Below are 22,736 nucleotides of genomic sequence, written 5' to 3'. Positions count from 1 at the left end.
CGGATCGCTACCTTTCTATCAAAGCGACGAGTATTTCTTGCGCAGACGCTGGCGAATCAGCTCGGCCAAGGTGTTCATGATGAAGGTGAACATCAGCAGCACCAGCGCGGCCAGGAACAGCACGCGATAGTGGCTGCCGCCGACTTCCGATTCGGGCATTTCCACGGCCACGTTGGCGGCCAGGGTGCGCATGCCCTCGAACAGGTTCATCTCCATCACCGGGGTGTTGCCGGTGGCCATCAGCACGATCATGGTCTCGCCCACTGCACGGCCCATGCCGATCATCAGCGCCGAGAAGATACCCGGGCTGGCAGTGAGGATGACCACGCGGGTCAGGGTCTGCCAAGGCGTCGCACCCAGGGCCAGCGAGCCCAGGGTCAGGCTGCGCGGCACGCTGAACACGGCGTCTTCGGCAATCGAGTAGATGTTGGGGATGACCGCGAAGCCCATGGCGATACCCACCACCAGGGCGTTGCGCTGGTCGTAGGTGATGCCTAAGTCATTGGTGATCCACAGGCGCATGTCGCCGCCGAAGAACCAGCTTTCCAGGTGCGGGCTCATGGTCAGGGCGAACCAGCCGGTGAACAGGATGACCGGGATCAGGATCGCCGCTTCCCAGCCATCCGGCACGCGCAGGCGGATCGACTCTGGCAGGCGGGTCCAGGTGAAGCCGGCCAGCAGGATGCCGAACGGCATCAGCAGGAACAGGCTGAACACGCCCGGCAGGTGGCCTTCCAGGTACGGGGCGAGGAACAGGCCGGCGAAGAAGCCGAGGATCACCGTCGGCATCGCTTCCATCAGCTCAATCACCGGCTTGACCTTGCGGCGCATGCCCGGGGCCATGAAGTAGGCAGTGTAGATGGCGGCAGCAATGGCCAGCGGGGCTGCCAGGATCATCGCGTAGAACGCGGCCTTGAGGGTACCGAAGGTCAGCGGCGACAGGCTCAGCTTGGGCTCGAAGTCAGTGTTCGAAGCCGTCGATTGCCAGACGTATTTCGGCTCGTCGTAGTTCTCGTACCACACCTTGCCCCACAGCGCACTGAAGGAGATTTCCGGGTGTGGGTTGCGCAGGCTCAGCGGCAGCAGCTTGCCGCCCTGTTCGATGATGATGCGGTTGGCGCGTGGCGACAGGGCCAGGATGCCCGGGCCTTCGGCAGCCGGCTCGACCAGCAGGGTGCGGTGCGCAGTGCTGTGGAACACGCCCAGCTTACCTTCGGCATCGAGGGCGATGAAGCCCTTGCGGCGCTCTTCGGCATCAATCTGCACGATTGGCGCCTTGCCCATCTGGAAGGTGCGGATCTGCTTGAAACGCGACTCGCCGTCCGGGTCGCGGGCCATGAACCATTGGGCCAGGCCGCCCTTGGAGTCACCGATGATCAGCGAGATACCGCCGACCAGCTGGCCGGTGGCGGTCACTTCGGTGTCAGCGCTTTCGGACAGTTTGTAGCGGCCATTGAGGCTCTTGTCGCGCAGGCTGAACACATCGGCCGTGGCGCGGCCGTTGATCACGTAGAGCCACTGCTGGCGCGGGTCGATGAAGATGTTCTTCACCACCTCGGTCATCTGCGGCAGGACGATGCGGTTCTGCTCGGTGGTGACCTCTTCGGTCATCATGTTTTCGCTGCGGGTCAGCTCCAGCACCTGCAGTTGCGCACCGGTGGAGCCGGCCAGCACCAGGGTGTCGCCGTTGACGTTGACGCTGACGTGCTCCAGCGCACGGCCCTGCTCGTCGAGCGCGAACGGCTGCTCGCCGTACGGGTAGTCGATGTTGGCGGTAATGGTCTTCTTGTTGTCCGGGTAGGTGATCTTGTAGGTGTAGTGGAACACCAATGCCTGGCCATTGGACAAGCCCAGCACCACCAGCGGGCTACCCGGCTGGTCGGCACTGATCGAAGTAACCTGGGTATCTGCCGGCACCGGCAGGTCGACACGCTTTAGCTCGCTACCGGTCTTGGTATCGAAGAACAATGCCTGGCCCTTGTCCGAAACACGCATACCCACCAGGTTCTGCTCTTCAAGCGCGATCATCAGCGGCTTGCCGGCATCCTGCTGCAGCCAGGTCGGTGCCAGGGCTTTCTTGCTGGTCAGCTCGGCACCCTGGAACAGTGGCAGCACCACATAAGCCAGGTAGAAGAAGATCAGGGTGATTGCCGCCAATACGGCAAGCCCGCCCACCAGTACATACCAGCGGGTCAGGCGGTCCTTGAGCGCGCGCATGCGGCGCTTGCGTTGCAACTCGGGCGTATTGAAGTCAATGCGCACGGGTTGGGAGTTTTGGGTCATGTTGGAATTGGCCAGATCATTCATGCGCACACCCTAGCGGTCCCGTGTGACAAAAACATTACAAAGTGGTGACGCACGAAAGCCCGCCGCACAGGGGGCCTGGCTTCGGGCTGAAAACTCGTGGAAGAGGCCGGGCATCAGCACCGGCCGCCCCCTCAGTTACTTACTTTTTTGCGACGTTACCGGCGTGCGACAGGCCCAGGTCAGCCAGGGTCTTGTCGACGACTTTGGCCGGCAGCGGGATGTAGCCATCCTTCACCACGACCTGCTGGCCAGCTTGCGACAGCACCAGCTTGACGAACTCGGCTTCCAGCGGGGCCAGAGGCTTGTTCGGCGCCTTGTTGACGTAGACGTACAGGAAGCGCGACAGCGGGTAGCTACCGTTCAGGGCGTTGGCTTCGTTGTCTTCAACGAACTCGCCGCCTTCTTTCTTGGCCAGGGCTACGGTCTTGACGCTGGCGGTCTTGTAACCGATGCCCGAGTAGCCTATGCCGTTCAGCGAGGAGCTGATCGACTGCACGACCGAAGCCGAGCCAGGCTGTTCGTTGACGTTAGGCTTGAAGTCGCCTTTGCACAGGGCTTCTTCCTTGAAGTAGCCGTAGGTGCCCGATACCGAGTTGCGGCCGAACAGCTGGATTGGCTTGTTGGCCAGGTCGCCGGTCACGCCGACGTCGCCCCAGGTCTTGATCTCGGCCTTGCCACCGCACAGGCGGGTGGAGGAGAAGATGGCATCGACCTGAGCCATGGTCAGGCCTTTGATCGGGTTGTCTTTGTGCACGAACACAGCCAGGGCGTCGACAGCGACCGGGATGGCGGTCGGCTTGTAGCCGTATTTCTGCTCGAAGGCTTGCAGTTCGACGTCCTTCATCTTGCGGCTCATCGGGCCGAGGTTGGCGGTGCCTTCGGTCAGCGCGGGTGGCGCGGTGGAGGAGCCGGCAGCCTGAATCTGGATGTTTACGTTCGGATATTCCTTCTTGTAGGCCTCTGCCCACAGCGTCATCAGGTTCGCCAGGGTGTCGGAGCCTACGCTGGAGAGGTTGCCCGATACACCGGTGGTCTTGGTGTAGGTCGGGATCGACGGATCGACGGCGGCTACCGCGTTGGCGGTTGCAACGCCAGCGGCGGCGAAGGTAAGGGCCGCCATCAAACGCTTCAGTTTCATGCCTTGCTCCTAGCAGGAATATTGGGGGTTGAATGGAACGGGCCCAAGTATCGGGAGGCCGCATGAATACGATATGACTTGAATGTGACAATTGGATGAAAGGCCATCACTGAAAGCAGGTCTGGCCTCTTCGCGGCTAAAGCCGCTCCTACAGGGAATTGCACATGCCTCAGGGGCGGTGACATACCTGTAGGAGCGGCTTTAGCCGCGAAGAGGCCAGCAGCCCCGGCGCAGATCAGCGCTTGTTGGCCAGCAGGTACAGCCCCACGGCCAGACCAACGGCACACAACCCCGCCACATAGTAGGCAGGCGCCATCGGGCTGACCTTCAGCAGCGCGGTCACCACCATCGGCGTCAGCCCACCAAAGATCGCGTAGGCCACGTTGTACGAGAACGACAGCCCGCTGAACCGCACCACTGCGGGGAACGCCTTGACCATCACATAAGGCACCGCGCCGATCACCCCCACGCACAGGCCAGTCACCGCGTACAGCGGGAACAGCAGCTCGGGGTGGGTCGGCAAGCTGTGGTAGAAGGCCCAGGAACTGGCCAGCAGCAACAGGCTGCCAATCACGAACACTCGGCCCGCACCAAAGCGGTCGGCCAGGCTGCCAGCGCCAATGCAGCCGAAGCTGAGCAGTACGATGGCCATGCTGTTGGCCTTGAGCGAGTCGATCGGGCTGATGTGGTAGATGCTCTGCAGCAACGCCGGAGTCATCAGGATAACCACCACGATGGCGGCTGACAGCATCCAGGTCAGCAGCATCGACAGGATGATCGCACCGCGATGGTCACGCAGCACGGCACGCAGCGGCAACTCCTCGGCCAGCGCCTTGCGCTGCTGCATCTCGGCGAACACCGGGGTTTCGTGCAGCCAGCGGCGCAGGTACACCGAGAACAGGCCGAACACACCGCCGAGCAGGAACGGGATACGCCAGGCGTAATCGGCCACTTCTGCCGCGCTGTAGACGCTGTTGATCAGGGTCGCCACCAGCGAGCCGAGCAGGATGCCCGCGGTCAGGCCGGCGGTGAGGGTGCCGCAGGCGTAGCCGGTGTTGCGCTCTGGCACGTGCTCAGAGACGAACACCCAGGCGCCCGGTACCTCGCCACCGATCGCCGCACCCTGGATCACGCGCATCAGCAGCAACAGGACCGGTGCCCACATGCCGATCTGTGCATACGTCGGCAGCAGGCCCATGACCAGCGTTGGCAGGGCCATCATGAAGATGCTCAGGGTGAACATCTTCTTGCGCCCGAGCAGGTCGCCGAAGTGCGCCATGATGATGCCGCCCAACGGCCGCGCCAGGTAGCCGGCGGCGAAAATGCCGAAGGTTTGCATCAGCCGCAGCCACTCGGGCATGTCGGCCGGGAAGAACAACTTGCCGACCACCGTGGCGAAGAACACGAAGATGATGAAGTCGTAGAACTCCAGCGCGCCGCCCAGGGCGGACAGTGAGAGGGTCTTGTAGTCACTGCGGGTCAGCGGCCGCGAGGGCTGCTCGATACTGCTCGGCACGGAAGTCATCGCTCGTTGTTCTCTTTGTAGGGCATGCAGGCCGCTTGGCACGCGGCTTCTGGATTGGGAGACAGGCGAAGATAGCAAATTGCCGAGTCGGGCCGAAAGCGATACAAAATCCGTACTGATATTCATCAATGCACGGTCGTCGCTGGCGGTTATGCTCTATATACTGGCAATTCGTAGGAAAAGGTTGCTCCTAACGTGGGATGTTGTGCGAAAACGCCGGTCTTTATTGTCAGGCGGTTTCGCAGAGTTTCCCTACGGCCGCCCAGTGAAACGAAATCGGCGTAGTATGTTTCAAGCTGAATCGTTTACCCGGCCTTTGCGCCACACCAACGAAAAGCGTCACGGGTCAGAGGCCCCATCGCATGATTGAGCTCGAACAAGAAGATCCAATCCCGCAAGGCGACCTGGCCTTGCAGATCACCGCGCTGCCGCGTGAAACCAACGGCTTTGGCGACATATTCGGCGGCTGGCTGGTTGCCCAGATGGACCTGGCCGGCACCGCCATGGCCAGCCGTGTCGCCGGCGGCCGCGTGGCCACCGTGGCCATCGACCGCATGGCCTTCCTGGTACCGGTCGCGGTAGGCGCGCAGCTGTCATTCTATACCCAGACCCTGGAAATCGGCCGCAGCTCGATCCGGATGATGGTCGAAGTGTGGAGTGACGACCCGCTGTCCAGCGAATGGCGCAAGGTCACCGAAGCGGTCTTCGTCTTCGTCGCCATCGACGGCAGTGGCCGCACCCGCTCCGTGCCTCGTCGCTGAGCCTTGCTGGCGGTAAACTCATTGCATGTGCCCGGGTCCAAGGCCCACTGGCAATCAATGAGATGAATGCAATGGCTACCTTCCAGGTCGTAACCGAGCAACATGGCGAACTCAACTGCTGGCGTATCAGCAGCGACTGCGCCGAACTCCTGATCGCCCAGCAGGGCGCGCAGATCCTCAGCTACCAGCGGGTGGGCGAGCCGCCGCTGCTGTGGCTGAGCGATCAGGCCATCTTCAGCAAGGGCAAGTCGGTACGCGCCGGGGTGCCGGTGTGCTGGCCGTGGTTTGGCAACTTGCAGCGCAACCCAGAGGCCGTGCAGGCCATGTACCAAGGTGAGCAGGCGCCTGCCCACGGGCTTGCCCGCGCGCGTGACTGGCAGTTGCTGGGTATCGAGGAAGTGGGCGAGACCCTACGGATCGAGTTCGAACTGCCTGAAGCACAGGGCGACCTACCCGGCTGGCCGCACGACGTGGAGCTGAAGTTGGTGGTGGAGCTGGGTGAGGACCTCAAGCTGAACCTGACCAGCCGCAACATGGGCAATACTCCGGTTACCATCAGTCAGGCCCTGCACAGCTACTTTGCGGTCAGCGATGTGCGCCAGGCGCGGGTTGAAGGCGTTGAAGGGCTGAGCTATATCGAGACCCTGGCTGACTGGGAACAGCGCCAGCAGCAGGGGGCCCTTGAGTTTGCCGGGGAGACTGACCGGATCTACCTTGCTACCCCACAAACGCTGAGCATTGTCGACCCGCATTGGGAGCGGCGGATTACCTTGACCAGCAGCGGGTCGCATTCGGCGGTGATCTGGAACCCCTGGACCGAGCGGGCCAGGGAGTTGGCGGACATGGCCGATGATGGCTGGCAGCGGATGCTGTGCATCGAGACGGCGAATGTGTGGGATAACCTGGTGGAGTTGAAGCCTGGGGCCAGCAGTTCGCTGGGGGTCAAGATCGCTTGTGAAATGATCTGAGTCTTGTAGCGCCTGTGCCGGCCTCTTCGCGGGTAAACCCGCTCCTACAGGGGATCGCGTCGTTCCTACGACCTGTGTAGGAGCGGGTTTACCCGCGAAAGGGCCGGTACAGGCAATCAGAGGTCAGCGTCCTCCACCACCCGCACCTTCCCCGCATCCAGCGCATAGGCCGCATCGGCCAGGTCATTGCTGACCTTCTCCACCTTCAGCGTGCCGCTGACCCACAGCGGTGTGTAGATGTCATCAATCTTCAGGCCTTTCGGGTAACGCACCAGCACCAGCTGGTTTGGCGGCGGTGGCGGCACATGGATGCATGCGCCTGGGTACGGCACCAGGAAGAACAGCGTGCTGTTGCCCTTGGCGTCGCTCTCCAGCGGCACCGGGTAACCCCCCAGGCGGATGTCCTTGCCGTTCATGGCCGCCACAGTCTTGCTTGAGTACATCACCGCTGGCAGGCCCTTGCTCTGCTTCAGGCCGCCCTTGTCGGTAAAGGTACCCATGGCCTCTGGCGAGTTGTGGTCGATTTCGGGCATTTGCTCGAGGGCCTTCTGGTCCGACTTGGGCATCAGCTCCAGCCAGTCGGTTTCGGGCAGTTCGGCATGGGCCAGGGCACTGGCCAAGAGGAGTGGGACGAGGAAAAAGGCACGCATGAAAATGCTCGGCAACTCGATTGAATTGCCGGGCATTCTAACCAGTAATCAGCGCTTCTTGATGAATCCGTAGATCACCAGAAGAATCACGGCACCGACCAGTGCGCCGATAAAGCCTGCAGCCTGCCCCGCCTGGTAAATCCCCAGTGCCTGGCCGCCGTAAGTGGCCAACAGGGAGCCGGCAATACCCAGCAGGATGGTCATGATCCAGCCCATGCTGTCGTCGCCCGGTTTGATGAAGCGAGCCAGCAGGCCGACGATGAGGCCGATGAAGATGGTTCCAATGATGCCCATGGCAATCCCTCTGCAGTGAAAATGGAACAAGCCAAAGCCTAGACAGCGCTTTGGCTTGTCGCCATCTCAGAGGGCAAGCCGCAGAAAGAAGTTCGATCAGTTGCTGATCAGGGCTTCTACTTCGGCAATCTTGCGCTCAAGGGTGGCCATGTCATGGCAGCGCAGGGTGGCGTGGCCAACCTTGCGGCCGACCTTGAAGGCCTTGCCGTAGTGGTGCAGGTGGCAATCATCGATGGCGACCACTTTGTCCACGGCCGGTACTTCACCGATGAAGTTGAGCATTGCGCTCTCACCCACCTTGGCAGTGGAGCCCAGCGGCAGGCCGGCGACGGCGCGCAGGTGGTTCTCGAACTGGCTGCACTCGGCGCCTTCGATGGTCCAGTGCCCGGAGTTGTGCACACGCGGGGCGATTTCGTTGGCCTTCAGGCCACCGTCGACTTCGAAGAACTCGAAAGCCATCACGCCAACGTAGTCCAGCTGCTTGAGCACGCGGCCGACGTAGTCTTCGGCCAGGCCTTGCAGCGGGTGCGCCGCGCTGGCCACCGACAACTTCAGGATGCCGCTCTCGTGGGTGTTGTGCACCAGCGGGTAGAAGCGGGTTTCGCCATCACGGGCACGCACGGCCACCAGCGACACTTCACCGGTGAACGGCACAAAGCCTTCCAGCAGGCATGGCACGCTGCCCAGCTCGGCGAAGGTGCCTACCACGTCGTCAGGTGTGCGCAGCACCTTCTGGCCCTTGCCGTCGTAACCCAGGGTGCGGGTTTTCAGCACGGCCGGCAGGCCGATGCTGGCTACCGCGGCGTCCAGGTCTGCCTGCGAGAGGATGTCGGCGAAGGCCGGGGTGGGGATACCCAGGTCGCGGAACATGCTCTTTTCAAACAGGCGGTCACGGGCGATGCGCAGCGCTTCGGCGCTGGGGTACACCGGCACGAACTGCGAAAGGAAGGCCACGGTCTCGGCCGGGACGCTTTCGAACTCGAAGGTGACCAGGTCGACTTCGTCGGCCAGCTGGCGCAGGTGGCCCTGGTCGCCGTAGTCGGCACGCAGGTGCTCGCCCAGCGGCGCAGCGCAAGCGTCTGGCGCCGGGTCGAGGAAGGCGAAGTTCATGCCCAGCGGGGTGCCCGCCAGGGCCAGCATGCGGCCCAGCTGGCCGCCACCGATTACACCGATCTTCATGGATTGAGCCTCAAGCCTGGCGCGGGTCTGGGTTGTCCAGCACGGTGTCGGTCTGTTCCGTGCGGAACTGCTTCAGTGCCGCGTGGTACTGCGGGTACTTGGCGCCGAGGATGCTGGCCGACAGCAGCGCAGCGTTGACAGCACCGGCACGGCCGATGGCCAGGGTGGCAACCGGCACGCCGGCTGGCATCTGCACGATCGACAGCAGCGAATCGACGCCCGACAGCATCGACGACTGCACCGGCACGCCCAACACCGGCAGGTGGGTCTTGGCGGCGCACATGCCTGGCAGGTGGGCTGCGCCACCGGCACCGGCGATGATCACCTCGATGCCACGGCCTTCAGCCTCCTCGGCATACTGGAACAGCAGATCCGGGGTGCGGTGGGCGGAAACCACCTTCACTTCGTAGGGAATGCCGAGTTTTTCCAGCATATCGGCGGTGTGGCTAAGGGTGGACCAATCGGACTTGGAGCCCATGATCACGCCAACCAGTGCACTCATCGTCGAGCCTCTTCGCTTGTGCGCCCGCGGGCGCGTCAAAAAACAACAAGCCACGCGGGGACGACCGGCGTGGCTTGTTTGCTGATCAGGACCGGACGCATCCGGTCGAAAGGCCGCGCAGTATACCGTAAGGTGGTGCGTTTAAGGCACCCCGGCGACCAACTGTCGCCCCTTATTTTTCGGGGCTTTGGCTGACTTTTGGGTCAACCGCTGCAGCCCCTTCGAGCTTGCGCCACAACAGCCTGACGTTGGCTTTGCGCACCAGGGCGCAGCGGTACAGGCGGATTTCCAGCGGCACGTGCCACTGGCTGCCGCCGCAGACCGCCAGTTCGCCCCGCTCCAGCTCGCCCCGCATCGACAGGCGCGGCACCCAGGCGATGCCCATGCCCTCCAGCGCCATGCTCTTGAGGCTGTCGGCCATGGCGGTTTCATAGACGGTGGTGTAGCGCAGGTTGCGCTGGCGCAGCAGCAAGTTCACCGAACGGCCAAGAAACGCACCGGCGGTATAGGCCAGCAAAGGCACGCTGCCCTCGCCTTCCAGGTCGAACAACGGCTTGCCCTCGGCATCCACGGCGCACACCGGCAGCATTTCGGTATTGCCCATGTGCAGCGACGGGAAGATCTCGGCATCCATCTGCAGTGCCGCGTCCGGGTCATAAAAAGCCAGCATCAGGTCGCAGCCGCCTTCGCGTAATGCATGCACGGCATCCCCTACGTTAGTCGCAACCAGGCGGGTGGCGATGTTCAGACCGTCGTTGCGCAGCTGGGCCACCCAACGCGGGAAAAAGCCCGACGCCAGGGAGTGTGCCGCAGCGACCTGCACCACCTCGCCCTGCCCGCCTTCAAGATGATGCAAATGGCGGAGAATTTCGCCCAACTGGTCGACAACCGTGCGTGCCGTGACGAGAAACAGTTGGCCTGCCTCGGTCAGTTCGATCGGCGTGCGGGAACGGTTCACCAACTGCAAGCCCAACGCCGCTTCCAGGCTGCGAATGCGCCGGCTGAACGCCGGCTGGGTAACGAAACGCCGCTCTGCCGCCTGGGAGAAACTGCGGGTGGCGGCCAGCGCGCTGAAGTCTTCCAGCCATTTGCTTTCAAGGTTCACGAAGCACATCTCCTGGCGTGCACCAAAATGGAACACGCTCGAATGTCAATTGGCGTCACATGAAACACTATGCCGTTTGTGCATAGGTTAGCGTGCAACAGCATTGGCCGCAAAATCAGCTTCAGGCCTAGGATTGGCGCCATTCCGGCATGTGCCGGGTCAAAATCGAGATGATATACATCATGTCCTCCGCTGCATCGTTCCGCGTCGAAAAAGATCTGTTGGGTACCCTTGAAGTTCCTGCTGATGCCTACTACGGCATCCAGACCCTGCGCGCTGCCAACAACTTCCACCTCTCTGGTGTTCCGCTGTCGCACTACCCGAAACTGGTAGTCGGCCTGGCGATGGTCAAGCAGGCTGCTGCTGACGCCAACCGAGAGCTGGGGCACTTGAGCGATGCCAAGCATGCTGCCATCAGCGCTGCTTGCGGCCGACTGATCAAAGGCGACTATCACGAGCAGTTCGTGGTCGACATGATCCAGGGTGGCGCCGGTACTTCCACCAACATGAACGCCAACGAAGTCATTGCCAACATCGCGCTGGAGGCCATGGGCCATCAGAAGGGTGAGTACCAGTACCTGCACCCGAACAACGATGTGAACATGGCGCAGTCGACCAACGACGCCTACCCGACTGCCATCCGCCTGGGCCTGCTGCTGGGCCACGACGCCCTGCTGGCCAGCCTCGACAGCCTGATCCAGGCCTTCGCTGCCAAAGGTAAAGAGTTCGACCACGTACTGAAGATGGGCCGTACCCAGCTGCAGGACGCCGTGCCGATGACCCTGGGCCAGGAATTCCGCGCCTTCGCCACCACCATGACCGAAGACCTGCAGCGCCTGCGCTCGCTGGCTCCGGAACTGCTGACCGAAATCAACCTGGGCGGTACTGCCATCGGCACCGGCATCAACGCCGACCCTGGCTACCAGGCCCTGGCCGTGCAGCGCCTGGCCACCATCAGCGGCCAGCCGCTGGTACCGGCTGCCGACCTGATCGAAGCCACCTCCGACATGGGCGCCTTCGTGCTGTTCTCCGGCATGCTCAAGCGTACCGCGGTCAAGCTGTCGAAGATCTGCAACGACCTGCGCCTGCTGTCCAGCGGCCCGCGCACCGGCATCAACGAGATCAACCTGCCAGCGCGTCAGCCAGGCAGCTCGATCATGCCAGGCAAGGTCAACCCGGTTATCCCGGAAGCCGTCAACCAAGTCGCGTTCGCCATCATGGGCAACGACCTGGCCCTGACCGTCGCTGCCGAAGGTGGCCAGCTGCAGCTGAACGTGATGGAGCCGCTGATCGCCTACAAGATCTTCGACTCGATCCGCCTGCTGCAGCGCGCCATGGACATGCTGCGCGAGCACTGCATCGTCGGCATCACCGCCAACGAACAGCGCTGCCGTGAACTGGTCGAGCACTCGATCGGCCTGGTCACCGCCCTGAACCCGTACATCGGCTACGAAAACGCCACCCGTATCGCCCGCGTTGCCCTGGAAACCGGCCGCGGTGTGCTGGAACTGGTGCGCGAGGAGAAGCTGCTGGACGAAGAGATGCTCAACGACATCCTGCGTCCGGAAAACATGATCGCTCCACGTCTGGTTCCGCTGAAGGCGTAACCCGGCTGCTGCAAACTGTCTCACCAGGTTAAGGGACTAGACACCTCTCAACCTTTCCAAGGCCCGAGCCTATGCTTCGGGCCTTTTTTTTTGCCTGATGGATAGTGGGGCTGCTGCGCAGCCCATCGGATAACGGCACACAACTTGCTCCATAATGCGTCCCAGCCCAACGGGATTACCCAGCATGCTGCACAGCCACCTGACCACCCTCAACGCGGTATCGCTGATCCTCAACGTCTTCCAGGCAGACGGTTGCGATGCTTCGGCGTTGCTGGCCGGCAGCGGCATTGGCCCGGCAGACCTGGGGCTCGCCGATGCGCGCATCACCACCCAGCAGGAGCTGCAGGTGTGCGCCAACGCCGTGGCCCGGCGCGAGGACATCGGCCTGGAGCTGGGGCGGCGCATGCATGTGTCGTGCTACGGCATGCTCGGTTACGCCTTGCTCTCCAGTGCCACTTTGGGTGACGCCTTGCGCCTGGCGCTGCAGTATCCGGCACTGCTGGGAACAGTCTTCAAGCTGCGTTTGCTCGACGATGGCCAGCGTGTCTGGTTCAGCGCCAGCGATTACCACGACAGCCCGGCGCTGAGCGCTTTCAATGCCGAGTTCTGCCTGGTGTCACTGAAAGTCATCTGCGATGACCTGCTCGGGCGCCCGCTGCCGCTGCTTGGCGCCCGTTTCGAACACCCACGGCCCGGTTACCACGCACTCTATACCGGTGCATTCCAGTGCCCGGTCGGTTTCGCCGCCGAGGACAATGCCTTTGCCTTCGAGCGGCGCTGGCTGGACATGCCGCTGCCGCTGGCCGACCCGATTACCCACAAGGCCATGAGCGAACGCTGCCGGCGCCTGAACCTGGAGTTCACCGGCCGCCAGGCCTGGCTGGGGCGGATTCGTCAGTTGCTGACGCAGCAACTGGACGCGGCGCCCGGGCTGGAGGGGCTGGCGCGGCAGATGAACTGCTCGTCGCGCACCCTGCGCAGGCATTTGCAGGCACTGGGCTGCAGTTATCAACAGCTGCTGGATGAATTGAGGTTCGAGCGGGCCAAGCAGTTGCTGGCCGATGAGCAGATGCCCATCTACCGGATTGCCGAAACCTTGGGGTTCAGCGAGACGGCCAGCTTCCGGCATGCCTTCCAGCGTTGGAGTGGTGTGGCGCCTAGCCACTTCCGCGGTTGACCTGTTCCGGCCTCTTCGCGGGTAAACCCGCTCCTACAAAGTATTGCGATCGTTGTAGGAGCGGGTTTACCCGCGAAAGGGCCGGCACAGGAAAATTCGGCCACAGACCTTGGCCACATCAATCCCCTTTTGGCCGTTTGCGTCGTTTTCCGTTACTTGCCCGCCCCTGACAATGGACCCACGCCAGTACCCACCGGAGAACAACAATGCTGACGATCTATTCCGATGATCACCGCCTGCACCACGGCCGCTGCGAGCTGATCGACGGCAAGCTGATGCCCTGCTTCGAAATGCCTTCGCGCGCCGACCATGTGCTCGACCAGGTAAAAAAGCGCAACCTCGGTGACATTCAGGGCCCCACCGACTTCGGCCGCGCGCCATTGCTGCGCATCCACAGCGCCGACTACCTGAACTTCTTCGAAGGCGCCTGGGCACGCTGGGCCGCATTGGGCCAGGAAGGCGACCTGCTGCCATTCACCTGGCCTGCCCGCACCCTGCGCCAGGTAAAACCCACCGGCCTGCACGGCGAATTGGGCTACTACAGCTTCGATGCCGGCGCGCCAATCACCGCCGGTACCTGGCAGGCCGCCTACAGCGCTGCCCAGGTCGCCCTCACCGCACAAGCGGCGATCCAGCAAGGCGCCCATTCGGCCTTTGCCCTGTGCCGCCCACCAGGGCACCACGCCGCTGGTGAAGTAATGGGCGGCTACTGCTACCTGAACAACGCCGCCATCGCCGCCCAGGCCTTCCTCGACCAGGGCCGGCGCAAGGTCGCCATACTCGACGTCGATTACCACCACGGCAACGGCACCCAGGACATCTTCTACCGCCGCGACGACGTGTTCTTCGCTTCGATTCACGGCGACCCGCAGGACGAGTTCCCGTTCTTCCTCGGCTACGCCGATGAAACCGGCCAAGGTGCCGGCGAGGGCTGCAACATCAACTACCCATTGCCGGCCGGCAGCGACTGGGCCGCCTGGAGCGCCGCCCTGGAAGACGCCTGCCAGCGCATCGCCGCCTATGATGCCGATGTGCTGGTGATCTCGCTGGGCGTGGACACCTTCAAGGACGACCCGATCTCGCAGTTCAAGCTGGACAGCCCGGACTACCTGGAAATGGGCAAGCGCATCGGCCAGCTCGGCAAGCCCACCCTGTTCGTGATGGAAGGCGGCTACGCTGTGGAAGAAATCGGTATCAACGCGGTCAATGTGCTGGAAGGCTTCCAGCGCGCCCAGCCAGGAGCCCGGTAATGGTCCGACTCAAGCGTCTGCTCGCCCCGTTCATCGCTGCCACCTTGTTCACCGGCGCCCTGCACGCTCAAGGCGAGCAGCGCACTTTGCGTGTGTATAACTGGTTCGATTACATCACCCCGCAGACCTTGACCGACTTCCAAAAGGACAGCGGCGTCAAACTGATATACGACATCTTCGACACCAACGAGGCGCTGGAGGCCAAACTGCTGACCGGCAACTCTGGCTATGACGTGGTGGTGCCGTCCAACGTGTTCCTCGCCAAGCAGATCGAAGCCGGGGTGTTCCAGCCGCTGGACCGTAGCAAGCTGCCGAACTGGCAGCACCTGGACCCGGCGCTGATGAAGCTGATCGAGGCCAACGACCCAGGCAACAAGTTTGCCGTGCCGTACATGTACGGCACCGTGCTGATCGGTTTCAACCCGGCCAAGGTCAAGGCTGCACTCGGCGACAACGCCCCGGTTGACAGCTGGGACCTGATCTTCAAGGAAGAGAACATCGCCAAGCTCAAGCAGTGCGGCGTGGCCTTGCTCGACTCGCCTTCGGAGATTCTGCCGCTGGCCTTGCAGTACCTGGGCTTACCGCCGAACAGCGACAAGCCGGCCGACTACAAGAAGGCCGAAGCGTTGATGCTGAAGATTCGCCCGCACATCACCTACTTCCATTCCTCGAAGTACATGGCTGACATCGCCAACGGCGATATCTGCGTGGCGGTAGGTTACAGCGGCAGCTTCTCGCAGGCCGCCAACCGTGCCCGCGAGGCGAAGAACGGCGTGGTGGTGGACATGCGCCTGCCCAAGGAAGGTGCGCCTATCTGGTTCGACATGCTGGCGATTCCGAAGAACGCGGCCAACCCGGAAGACGCGCATGCATTCATCAATTACCTGTTGCGGCCAGAGGTAATTGCACCGATCAGCGACTTTGTCGGGTACCCGAACCCGAACAAGGATGCCACCGACAAGGTGAACCCGGCGATTCGCAACAACCCCAACCTGTACCCGACGGCGGAGGCGATGGCCAAGTTGTATACCCTCAAGCCTCTGGCGCGGGATGCCGAACGGGCCAGGACTCGGGCCTGGACGCGGATCAAGTCGGGGACCTGATGTATTTTGGGGCTGCTTTGCAGCCCTTCGCGGGTAAACCCGCTCCTACAAGGCCTGCGCGCACCTGTAGGAGCGGGTTTACCCGCGAAGAGGCCGTCAGCCTCATCCTTTGCGCCAAGCCTTGCGCAACTTCATCAAGGCCTCGGCAATCTCCCCCTCCGGCACCGCTGCAAACCCCAACACCAGCCCCGCGCGCTTATCCACAGGCGCCTCGCTGTCCGCCAACCAGAAATTACTCAGCGGCGTCACCTCCACCCCCACCGCTTCGGCCTTGGCCACCAATTCCTGCTCCCGCACAAAGTTATCCACATCCACCTTCACATGCAGCCCGGCCGCCACTTCTGGCATGGCACCCAACCCCGGAATATCCACAGGCCAACCGGCCTTGAGCACATTGCGCCGACTCAAGGCCGCCTTGCGCATGCGCCGGATGTGCCGCTGAAAATGCCCGCGCGCCATGAACTCGGCCATCACGCATTGAGTACTCACCTCCGAATGCCGCACCGCCAGCGCCTTGCCCTGGCTGAACGCCTGCGCCAGCTGCGGCGGCAACACCAGGTAACCCAGGCGCAACGCCGGAAAGGCGATCTTGCCGAACGTACCGACGTACAACACCCGCCCGTGCCGATCGAGCGCCGCAAGCGGGGCCAAGGGCGCGCCGCTGTAACGGTACTCGCCGTCGTAGTCGTCTTCGATGATCCAGCTATCGTTGCGCTCGGCCCAGGCCAGCAACTCCAGGCGTCGCGCCAGGCTCATGGTCACCCCGGTCGGGTACTGGTGGGCCGGTGTCACATAGGCCAGCCGGCAGTGCGCCAACTGCCCGAGCCGCGTGCAGTCCATACCGTCCTCATCCACCGCCACGCCGTGCAACTTGCCACCGGCCAGCGCAAAGGCATGCCCGGCCGCCCGATACCCAGGGTTTTCCACAGCCACGCCGTCGCCTGGCTGTAACAGCAGCTGTGCACAAAGGCTGATGGCCTGCTGTGCACCACTGGTGATCACAATTTGTTCAGCCGTGCAACTCAGCCCACGCGAGCGGCGCAAGTAGGCCGCGATCAGCTCACGCAGTGCCGGCTCACCTGCCGGGTCACCATAACCCAGCTTTGTAGGGGACGGATTGCGCCAGAAACCCGCCTGTAGCTTGGCCCACACGTCGAAAGGGAACAGGTCGAATGCAGGAATACCGACACGAAAAGCACGCGGAGCACCGCTCTTTGGCAGCGGCAGGTGGTTACTTTTCAGACGCTGTAACGGCTCGCTGAAACGTCGCTTGCTGGATAAATCCTCAGTGTCACCCGAGGAAAATGTGGATAAGCCTGTTGATAAACCCAGGGATAACCCTGTGGATACTTGTGTGGATAGTTTCGGCAGCCGGCTAACGTAAGTGCCATCCCCCACCCTGCTTTCGATGTAGCCTTCGGCATACAGCTGGTCATAGGCACGCACCACGCTGTTGCGTGACAGCGCCAGCATCGCGGCCAGATCGCGGGTGGCCGGCAACCGCGTGCCGCTGCTCAGGCGCCCGTCCAGTACCCGTTCGCGCAGCGCCTGGTACAGCTGCTGGCTTAGCCCGCGGCGGCGATCCAGGGCGATCCCGGCGGGGTCGAACGGCAGTATGAGGGGGCGCTCGCTCATGGCATTGGACCTATGAAAACAGGTAGTAATGGCTCTTACCCAGAGCCAATAGCCTGCCTAGGATGAAGCCATTCGACAAGGACCCTGCCATGTACAACAGCAAGCCCCACCAGGAACACGACCTCGGTCGCCTGCACCAGCACATGCTCGACACCCGCCTGGCCGTTTTGGTCAGCCACGGCGAACAGGGCCTGCTGGCCACGCACCTGCCGGTGCTGGTCAATACCACCGAAGGCGAGTTCGGCACTGTCTATGCCCACCTGGCCCGGGCCAACCGCCAATGGCAAGACCTGGAGCAAGGCGGTGAAGCCCTGCTGGTCTTCCCCGGTGACGATGCCTATGTCAGCCCCAGCTACTACCCGAGCAAGGCCGATAACCCTAAGGTGGTGCCAACCTGGAACTACCTGGCTGTGCACGCCTATGGCCCGGCCGAGGTGATCCACGACGCAGCAAAGCTGCTGGCTATCGTCAGCGGCCTGACTGACCGCCACGAGCAAGGCCGCAGCGAACCGTGGAAAGTCAGCGAAGCCCCTGGCGACTATATCGACGGCATGCTCCGCGCCATCGTCGGTATCCGCCTGCCCATCGCCCGCCTGCAAGGCGCGCGCAAGCTCAGCCAGAACCGCTCTGAGCAGGACATCGCCGGCGTGCGCGAAGGCCTGAGCGCCAGTCCCGACCAACAGGACAACCAACTCGCAGCGCACATGCGCCAACTCTGAAGGAATAGCCCCATGTCAAGCGTTACCCTGCGCCCTGTCAGCGCCCAAGACCACGCCGCCTGGCTCGCCCTGTGGCAGGCTTATCTGCACTTCTATGAAACCGAGCTGGCCGATGAAGTCAGCCTCAGCACCTGGCAGCGCCTGCTTGACCCGAGCGAGCCAACCCACTCGGCCCTGGCCTGGGTCGATGACAAGGCGGTGGGCATGGTCAACTTCATCTACCATCGTTCCAACTGGAGCATCGAGAACGCCTGCTACCTGCAGGACCTGTACGTGGACAGCACGCAGCGCGGCCTGGGCATCGGTCGCCAGCTGATCGAGCACGTCTACGCTGCTGCAAAAGCCGACAACTGCATCAAGGTGCACTGGCTGACCCACGAGACCAACGCCACCGCCATCAGCCTGTACCAGCAGGTTGCCGAGCGCTCGGGCTTCATTCAATTCCGCAAAGGCTTGTAGACCAGACATGACAGACGCATTGAACTGGAAACCCGCCGCAACGCCCCGTGCCGAGCCCATTGAAGGCCGCTTTATCCGCCTGGAAAAGCTCGACCCGGCACGCCATGGCGACGACCTCTGGGAAGTGCTGCAAGGCCCGGCTTCAGACCCGGTGCTATGGGACTACCTGCCCTACGGCCCGTTTTCCGAGCGGGCCGCCTTCGACCGTTGGCTGGAGGGCAACGCCGCCGGTCGCGACCCGTTGTTCTATACCGTCATCGACCGCCCCAGCGACCAGGCCCAGGGCATTCTCAGCCTGATGTCGATCGTGCCCGACCACGGCCGCATCGAAATCGGCCATATCGCCTTTAGCGCGGCCATGCAGCGCACGCCCAAGGGCACCGAGGCGGTGTACCTGTTGGGCAAGCTGGGCTTCGAGCTGGGTAACCGCCGGCTGGAGTGGAAGTGCAACAACGCCAATGCCCGCTCCAAGCGTGCGGCGGAGCGGTTCGGGTTCACCTTCGAAGGGGTGTTCCGTAAACACCTGGTGGTGAAGGACCACAACCGTGACACGGCGTGGTATTCGATTACCGATGATGAGTGGCCAACGGTGGCTGCGGGGTTTGAGCGGTGGTTGGGTGACGCAAACCAGCAGCCGGGCGGGCAGGTGGAAACACTTGAGGTGTGCCGCAAAGGTTGAAAGTTGTGCTGGATCAGCGGCCCTCTTCGCGGCGGTTCGGCGCCCCGATACAGTGCTGATGCCTGATGCGCTCAGATGACATTGCGCTGTCGCCTCACAACCCCCATTTGCAAGCCAAAAGGGCGATAAACGGCATTCAACGATTTGAGTGTCGGGTTTCCTTCGCCTTGCTCGATCTGAATTAGCGTGCGCAGCGAAATCTTGCACATCCTGGCGAATTGAGCCTGTTGCAGGTTGGCTACCGTAACCCGCAAATGCCTTACCCCGGCTCCCAGTTCCCAAGTGCCATCGGCAATGCCGCTTTGAACATCGTCGATTACCTGGGCACGTTGTTCGGGCGTAAGCGTCATAGCAATTTCCACTCTTTCATTCGTTGTTCAAGCAGCCTCAAGTGAACCGCTGGGTGATTCATGACCACATCAGGCAATCCTGCAGCGCTAAGCAGGTCTGGCAAGGCCAATAGGCGCGCAGCATCTTGCCGTAACCGTTCAAAGGCCAGCTGCGGGTCGATCAGGTCGCAAAGGCTGGTGCATGCTGCCCACCAGTCGATATCGCCAGCACGCTCTATGCCCGCTGCCCATTTGGTAGTCCGGGTAATACCTTCGGCATCCAGCACCATCGGCGCCAGGTCATAGATAGGCGCCAACCTGACGGAATTGGTCCTACGAATGACCGCCATGTTCCGCCCGTGATTGTCGGCATTACCCACAACCTTGTTGATAAGATCGCGGCGCAGGTAATCAGCAATCAGCTCATTGATCTGCTGGTCTTGCCCGGCCTGTCTCCACAGCGCCACCAGGTTCCTCAACACGTCGCCATGGTCCATTCGGCTGCCGGGCTGGGTCACACCAGACAACGAGTACATGGACTCGACTGCCAGCCGTTGCACACCGTGCTGGGTAACCTCGCGGTCAAAGCGGCGCATCCACAGGCTTGGCTTTGTACCCTCCTCCAACGCCATGTCATGCGTAGCCACAGTCTCCACGCCCAAGGTTTGCAATGCACGGTAGTACAGGTACTCAGCCCGCAAGATCTCCTGGTCGTTGTTCAAGGCCTGATTGCGGGCAAACTTGATGAACCAATGCCGGCAAGCTAGCCCATCATCGAGCGCGGCATCGGGATAAAGCAGACCGTCCTCGCCTTCCGTCATCAGCAGCTTGGGGGCCTCGCCACCTGCGCCTGTAGCCCCGCCGATGGCAGCACCTTGCTCGTAGGCGTACTCAAGAAAACGTTGATCGCGAATGACCACATCCTGCCTGGTGAAGCCCATCGGCTCACGTGTATCCAGATAGTTCATGGACTCCTTGATGCGCATGTTGCCCACGGGCGCTGGTGTGCTCCTTGCCAGAAGAAACATGTCATCACTGACTCCTTGAGGCTTTGCCTGACCAACATGCGCCATCAGGAATCGCTTGGCCGCACCGGATGGCGCAATGTCATGAACGAACGCAGGGGCGGCAGGGAGCATGAAGCTGTCGAAATCTACCGGTAGCCGGGCACTGACCGCCTTGGCAGCAAAGCTCTGATAAGCATCCAGGTTGTCCCTGACATAGGTAGCTTCATACGCGACGGCGCAAGGCCCGTTGAAGCCTTGTTCTGGCCGCGAGAACGTCAACGTCATGGCGTCTTGCCAAATGCTATCTGCGAAGACTTGAAGGGTTAGCGGGTACATGTGCGACCTGCTGCAAATGTCGATACAACATGCAATATAGTGCATTAGCCTTCGTACTACACCCACAAAAAATGCATTTTATTGCATATTTCTGTTGCCAACTTTCGTCAAAAATGCATTTTAATGCACAAAAAAAGGGGAGCATCCGCTCCCCAGAGGTAAACCGCTTGTAGATGAGGGCCTGAATCAGCCCTCGATCTCGATCAGGATCTCACCCGGTGTCACCCGGTCGCCCTTGGCCACATGGATGGCCACGACCTTGCCGGCGATGGCCGCCTGCACTTCGGTCTCCATCTTCATGGCTTCGGTGATCAGCACGGCCTGGCCGGCTTTGACCATGTCGCCTTCCTTGACCAGCACATCGACGATGTTGCCTGGCATGTTGGTGCTGACGTGGCCCGGCTCGGTAGCCTGCTTGCGCTTGCTGCCGCCGCCGCCAACGAACTCGTTGAGCGGTTCGAACACCACTTCTTCCGGCATGCCGTCGATCGACAGGTAGAAGTGACGCTTGCCTTCGGCCTTCACGCCAACACCGGTGATGTCGACGCGATAGGTTTCGCCGTGCACGTCGATGACGAACTCGGTCGGTACACCTTCACCGCCTGGGGCTGCCACCGCGCCAGCTTCCGGAATCGGCAGCAGGGCTTCTGGGGTGAGGGTGCCGGCTTCGCGTTCTTCAAGGAACTTGCGGCCAATGTCCGGGAACATGGCGAAGGTCAGCACGTCTTCTTCGCAACGGGCCAGGGCGCCGATGTCGCCCCGCAATTTGGTCATTTCCGGCTTCAGCAGATCGGCCGGGCGTACGTCGATCACTTCTTCGCTGCCGATGGCCTGGCGACGCAGCTGCTCGCTGACCACGCCCGGGGCCTTGCCGTAACCGCCTTGCAGGTACAGCTTCACCTCGTTGGTGATGGTCTTGTATCGCTCGCCGGCCAGCACGTTGAAGAACGCCTGGGTGCCGACGATCTGCGAGGTCGGGGTCACCAGCGGCGGGAAGCCGAGGTCTTCACGCACACGCGGGATCTCGGCCAGCACTTCGTTCATACGGTTGAGGGCGCCCTGCTCCTTGAGCTGGTTGGCCAGGTTGGAAATCATGCCGCCCGGCACCTGGTTGACCTGCACGCGGGTGTCCACGGCGGTGAACTCGCTTTCGAACTGGTGGTACTTCTTGCGCACGGCGTAGAAGTACAGGCCGATTTCCTGCAGCAGCTCCAGGTCCAGGCCGGTGTCGAATTCGCTGCCCTTGAGCGCAGCAACCATCGACTCGGTACCCGGGTGGCTGGTGCCCCAGGCGAAGCTGGAGATCGCGGTGTCGATGTGGTCGGCACCGTTTTCCACAGCCTTCAGCTGGCACATGGCAGCCAGGCCAGCGGTGTCGTGAGAATGGATGAACACCGGCAGCGATTGCTCGGCCTTCAGCGCCCTGACCAGCTCGCCGGTAGCGAACGGCGTCAGCAGGCCGGCCATGTCCTTGATCGCGATCGAGTCGCAACCCATGGCTTCCATCTGCTTGGCCTGGGCTACGAAGGCGTCGATGGTGTGCACAGGGCTGACGGTGTAGGCGATGGTGCCCTGGGCGTGCTTGCCGGCGGCTTTCACCGCTTCGATGGCCACGCGCAGGTTACGCACGTCGTTCATGGCGTCGAAGATGCGGAACACGTCGATACCGTTGACCGCAGCCTTGGCGACGAAGGCCTTGACCACGTCGTCGCTGTAGTGGCGGTAGCCCAGCAGGTTCTGGCCGCGCAGCAGCATTTGCAGGCGGGTGTTGGGCAGTGCTGCGCGCAGCTTGCGCAGGCGCTCCCACGGGTCTTCTTTCAGGAAGCGCACGCAGGCGTCGAAGGTGGCGCCACCCCAGACTTCCAGCGACCAGTAGCCGACCTTGTCGAGCTTTTCGCAGATCGGCAGCATGTCTTCGGTACGCATGCGGGTGGCCAGCAGGGACTGGTGGGCGTCGCGCAGGATCGTGTCGGTTACGTGAATTTTCTTGGACATTATGGGGTTCC

The 22,736-nt window shown here is 62.2% G+C and carries 21 protein-coding genes; 9 read left to right on the top strand and 12 right to left on the bottom strand.

Annotated elements, in window-relative coordinates; translation table 11 throughout:
• Positions 1-18: 18 nt before the first annotated feature.
• The 3 genes from ACIP1G_RS13940 to ACIP1G_RS13930 form a co-directional block, all read right to left on the bottom strand.
• Positions 19-2,307 (bottom strand): phosphate ABC transporter permease, encoded by a 2,289-nt coding sequence (locus ACIP1G_RS13940; protein ID WP_400737809.1) that lies wholly within the window; start codon positions 2,305-2,307, stop codon positions 19-21.
• A gap of 139 nt (positions 2,308-2,446) precedes the next feature.
• Positions 2,447-3,445: a phosphate ABC transporter substrate-binding protein PstS gene (locus ACIP1G_RS13935; RefSeq protein WP_400737806.1), complete on the bottom strand. Its 999-nt coding sequence runs from the start codon at positions 3,443-3,445 to the stop codon at positions 2,447-2,449.
• A 235-nt stretch (positions 3,446-3,680) separates the two neighbouring features.
• A complete protein-coding gene (locus ACIP1G_RS13930) occupies positions 3,681-4,970 on the bottom strand; it encodes an MFS transporter (protein ID WP_400737803.1) in 1,290 nt (429 codons plus the stop codon).
• 362 nt (positions 4,971-5,332) lie between these two features.
• On the opposite strand from ACIP1G_RS13930, the gene ACIP1G_RS13925 reads away from it, so the two are divergent.
• Entirely contained in the window at positions 5,333-5,731 is a 399-nt protein-coding gene (locus tag ACIP1G_RS13925) for an acyl-CoA thioesterase (protein ID WP_016712731.1), read from the top strand.
• A 71-nt stretch (positions 5,732-5,802) separates the two neighbouring features.
• Positions 5,803-6,699 carry a D-hexose-6-phosphate mutarotase gene (locus tag ACIP1G_RS13920; RefSeq protein WP_400737800.1) on the top strand — a complete coding sequence of 299 codons (897 nt, stop codon included), beginning with the start codon at positions 5,803-5,805 and terminating at the stop codon, positions 6,697-6,699.
• A 116-nt stretch (positions 6,700-6,815) separates the two neighbouring features.
• Here ACIP1G_RS13920 and ACIP1G_RS13915 read toward each other — a convergent pair whose 3' ends face one another.
• The 5 genes from ACIP1G_RS13915 to ACIP1G_RS13895 form a co-directional block, all read right to left on the bottom strand.
• Positions 6,816-7,349: a DUF3299 domain-containing protein gene (locus ACIP1G_RS13915; RefSeq protein ID WP_400737798.1), complete on the bottom strand. Its 534-nt coding sequence runs from the start codon at positions 7,347-7,349 to the stop codon at positions 6,816-6,818.
• A 48-nt stretch (positions 7,350-7,397) separates the two neighbouring features.
• Entirely contained in the window at positions 7,398-7,643 is a 246-nt protein-coding gene (locus ACIP1G_RS13910) for a GlsB/YeaQ/YmgE family stress response membrane protein (RefSeq protein ID WP_201199533.1), read from the bottom strand.
• 96 nt (positions 7,644-7,739) lie between these two features.
• Positions 7,740-8,822 carry a 5-(carboxyamino)imidazole ribonucleotide synthase gene (locus ACIP1G_RS13905; RefSeq protein WP_400737795.1) on the bottom strand — a complete coding sequence of 361 codons (1,083 nt, stop codon included), beginning with the start codon at positions 8,820-8,822 and terminating at the stop codon, positions 7,740-7,742.
• 10 nt (positions 8,823-8,832) lie between these two features.
• Entirely contained in the window at positions 8,833-9,324 is a 492-nt protein-coding gene (purE, locus tag ACIP1G_RS13900) for a 5-(carboxyamino)imidazole ribonucleotide mutase (RefSeq protein ID WP_003253304.1), read from the bottom strand.
• A gap of 172 nt (positions 9,325-9,496) precedes the next feature.
• Positions 9,497-10,429 carry a LysR substrate-binding domain-containing protein gene (locus tag ACIP1G_RS13895; protein ID WP_177313738.1) on the bottom strand — a complete coding sequence of 311 codons (933 nt, stop codon included), beginning with the start codon at positions 10,427-10,429 and terminating at the stop codon, positions 9,497-9,499.
• 182 nt (positions 10,430-10,611) lie between these two features.
• Between ACIP1G_RS13895 and aspA the strand changes: the two genes are divergently transcribed.
• From aspA to ACIP1G_RS13875, 4 genes are all read left to right on the top strand, one after another.
• The gene (gene aspA / locus ACIP1G_RS13890; protein WP_346644335.1) at positions 10,612-12,036 is read left to right on the top strand and encodes an aspartate ammonia-lyase; all 1,425 of its coding nucleotides are present in this window, start codon (positions 10,612-10,614) and stop codon (positions 12,034-12,036) included.
• A gap of 184 nt (positions 12,037-12,220) precedes the next feature.
• Positions 12,221-13,213, top strand: a complete 993-nt coding sequence (locus ACIP1G_RS13885) for an AraC family transcriptional regulator (RefSeq protein WP_400737793.1) — start codon at positions 12,221-12,223, stop codon at positions 13,211-13,213.
• A gap of 206 nt (positions 13,214-13,419) precedes the next feature.
• A complete protein-coding gene (locus ACIP1G_RS13880) occupies positions 13,420-14,463 on the top strand; it encodes a histone deacetylase family protein (protein ID WP_400737791.1) in 1,044 nt (347 codons plus the stop codon).
• Positions 14,463-15,566 carry a polyamine ABC transporter substrate-binding protein gene (locus tag ACIP1G_RS13875; RefSeq protein ID WP_400737788.1) on the top strand — a complete coding sequence of 368 codons (1,104 nt, stop codon included), beginning with the start codon at positions 14,463-14,465 and terminating at the stop codon, positions 15,564-15,566. Before ACIP1G_RS13880 ends, ACIP1G_RS13875 begins: the two co-directional genes overlap by 1 nt.
• Before the next feature lie 102 nt (positions 15,567-15,668).
• Here the strand turns inward: ACIP1G_RS13875 and ACIP1G_RS13870 are convergent, their stop codons facing one another.
• On the bottom strand, positions 15,669-17,201 hold the full coding sequence (locus ACIP1G_RS13870) for a PLP-dependent aminotransferase family protein (RefSeq protein ID WP_400737786.1): 1,533 nt from the start codon (positions 17,199-17,201) through the stop codon (positions 15,669-15,671).
• A gap of 89 nt (positions 17,202-17,290) precedes the next feature.
• Here ACIP1G_RS13870 and ACIP1G_RS13865 point away from each other — a divergent pair, with 89 nt between their 5' ends.
• The 3 genes from ACIP1G_RS13865 to ACIP1G_RS13855 are packed head-to-tail and all read left to right on the top strand — an operon-like array spanning position 17,291 to position 19,058.
• Positions 17,291-17,920: an FMN-binding negative transcriptional regulator gene (locus ACIP1G_RS13865; RefSeq protein ID WP_400737784.1), complete on the top strand. Its 630-nt coding sequence runs from the start codon at positions 17,291-17,293 to the stop codon at positions 17,918-17,920.
• Between the two features lie 12 nt (positions 17,921-17,932).
• A complete protein-coding gene (locus tag ACIP1G_RS13860) occupies positions 17,933-18,379 on the top strand; it encodes a GNAT family N-acetyltransferase (RefSeq protein WP_400737782.1) in 447 nt (148 codons plus the stop codon).
• A 7-nt stretch (positions 18,380-18,386) separates the two neighbouring features.
• The gene (locus tag ACIP1G_RS13855) at positions 18,387-19,058 is read left to right on the top strand and encodes a GNAT family N-acetyltransferase (protein WP_400737780.1); all 672 of its coding nucleotides are present in this window, start codon (positions 18,387-18,389) and stop codon (positions 19,056-19,058) included.
• 71 nt (positions 19,059-19,129) lie between these two features.
• On the opposite strand, the gene ACIP1G_RS13850 is transcribed toward ACIP1G_RS13855, so the two are convergent.
• The 3 genes from ACIP1G_RS13850 to oadA all read right to left on the bottom strand — a co-directional run bounded on the left by ACIP1G_RS13850 (position 19,130) and on the right by oadA (position 22,725).
• Entirely contained in the window at positions 19,130-19,408 is a 279-nt protein-coding gene (locus ACIP1G_RS13850) for a helix-turn-helix domain-containing protein (protein WP_400737778.1), read from the bottom strand.
• Positions 19,405-20,730, bottom strand: coding sequence for a type II toxin-antitoxin system HipA family toxin (locus ACIP1G_RS13845; RefSeq protein ID WP_400737775.1), 1,326 nt, complete (start codon positions 20,728-20,730; stop codon positions 19,405-19,407). Before ACIP1G_RS13845 ends, ACIP1G_RS13850 begins: the two co-directional genes overlap by 4 nt.
• Before the next feature lie 186 nt (positions 20,731-20,916).
• Positions 20,917-22,725 (bottom strand): sodium-extruding oxaloacetate decarboxylase subunit alpha, encoded by a 1,809-nt coding sequence (gene oadA, locus ACIP1G_RS13840; RefSeq protein ID WP_400737772.1) that lies wholly within the window; start codon positions 22,723-22,725, stop codon positions 20,917-20,919.
• Between the last annotated feature and the right edge of the window lie 11 nt (positions 22,726-22,736).

The sequence above is a fragment of the Pseudomonas sp. NPDC089392 genome, assembly GCF_044749595.1.
Taxonomy (GTDB): Bacteria; Pseudomonadota; Gammaproteobacteria; order Pseudomonadales; family Pseudomonadaceae; genus Aquipseudomonas.
Note: the sequence above shows the minus strand (reverse complement) of the source record. Positions and strands in the feature narration are given on the sequence as shown.

What these genes read in the sequence shown, in the direction of transcription:
- ACIP1G_RS13865 (WP_400737784.1), top strand. Translation starts at nt 17,291, where the DNA reads ATGTACAACAGCAAGCCCCACCAGGAACACGACCTCGGTCGCCTGCAC.
- ACIP1G_RS13860 (WP_400737782.1), top strand. Translation starts at nt 17,933, where the DNA reads ATGTCAAGCGTTACCCTGCGCCCTGTCAGCGCCCAAGACCACGCCGCC.
- ACIP1G_RS13910 (WP_201199533.1), bottom strand. Translation starts at nt 7,643, where the DNA reads ATGGGCATCATTGGAACCATCTTCATCGGCCTCATCGTCGGCCTGCTG.
- ACIP1G_RS13920 (WP_400737800.1), top strand. Translation starts at nt 5,803, where the DNA reads ATGGCTACCTTCCAGGTCGTAACCGAGCAACATGGCGAACTCAACTGC.
- purE (WP_003253304.1), bottom strand. Translation starts at nt 9,324, where the DNA reads ATGAGTGCACTGGTTGGCGTGATCATGGGCTCCAAGTCCGATTGGTCC.
- ACIP1G_RS13850 (WP_400737778.1), bottom strand. Translation starts at nt 19,408, where the DNA reads ATGACGCTTACGCCCGAACAACGTGCCCAGGTAATCGACGATGTTCAA.
- ACIP1G_RS13870 (WP_400737786.1), bottom strand. Translation starts at nt 17,201, where the DNA reads ATGAGCGAGCGCCCCCTCATACTGCCGTTCGACCCCGCCGGGATCGCC.
- ACIP1G_RS13855 (WP_400737780.1), top strand. Translation starts at nt 18,387, where the DNA reads ATGACAGACGCATTGAACTGGAAACCCGCCGCAACGCCCCGTGCCGAG.
- ACIP1G_RS13880 (WP_400737791.1), top strand. Translation starts at nt 13,420, where the DNA reads ATGCTGACGATCTATTCCGATGATCACCGCCTGCACCACGGCCGCTGC.
- aspA (WP_346644335.1), top strand. Translation starts at nt 10,612, where the DNA reads ATGTCCTCCGCTGCATCGTTCCGCGTCGAAAAAGATCTGTTGGGTACC.
- oadA (WP_400737772.1), bottom strand. Translation starts at nt 22,725, where the DNA reads ATGTCCAAGAAAATTCACGTAACCGACACGATCCTGCGCGACGCCCAC.
- ACIP1G_RS13885 (WP_400737793.1), top strand. Translation starts at nt 12,221, where the DNA reads ATGCTGCACAGCCACCTGACCACCCTCAACGCGGTATCGCTGATCCTC.
- ACIP1G_RS13905 (WP_400737795.1), bottom strand. Translation starts at nt 8,822, where the DNA reads ATGAAGATCGGTGTAATCGGTGGCGGCCAGCTGGGCCGCATGCTGGCC.
- ACIP1G_RS13925 (WP_016712731.1), top strand. Translation starts at nt 5,333, where the DNA reads ATGATTGAGCTCGAACAAGAAGATCCAATCCCGCAAGGCGACCTGGCC.
- ACIP1G_RS13940 (WP_400737809.1), bottom strand. Translation starts at nt 2,307, where the DNA reads ATGAATGATCTGGCCAATTCCAACATGACCCAAAACTCCCAACCCGTG.
- ACIP1G_RS13915 (WP_400737798.1), bottom strand. Translation starts at nt 7,349, where the DNA reads ATGCGTGCCTTTTTCCTCGTCCCACTCCTCTTGGCCAGTGCCCTGGCC.
- ACIP1G_RS13875 (WP_400737788.1), top strand. Translation starts at nt 14,463, where the DNA reads ATGGTCCGACTCAAGCGTCTGCTCGCCCCGTTCATCGCTGCCACCTTG.
- ACIP1G_RS13845 (WP_400737775.1), bottom strand. Translation starts at nt 20,730, where the DNA reads ATGTACCCGCTAACCCTTCAAGTCTTCGCAGATAGCATTTGGCAAGAC.
- ACIP1G_RS13930 (WP_400737803.1), bottom strand. Translation starts at nt 4,970, where the DNA reads ATGACTTCCGTGCCGAGCAGTATCGAGCAGCCCTCGCGGCCGCTGACC.
- ACIP1G_RS13935 (WP_400737806.1), bottom strand. Translation starts at nt 3,445, where the DNA reads ATGAAACTGAAGCGTTTGATGGCGGCCCTTACCTTCGCCGCCGCTGGC.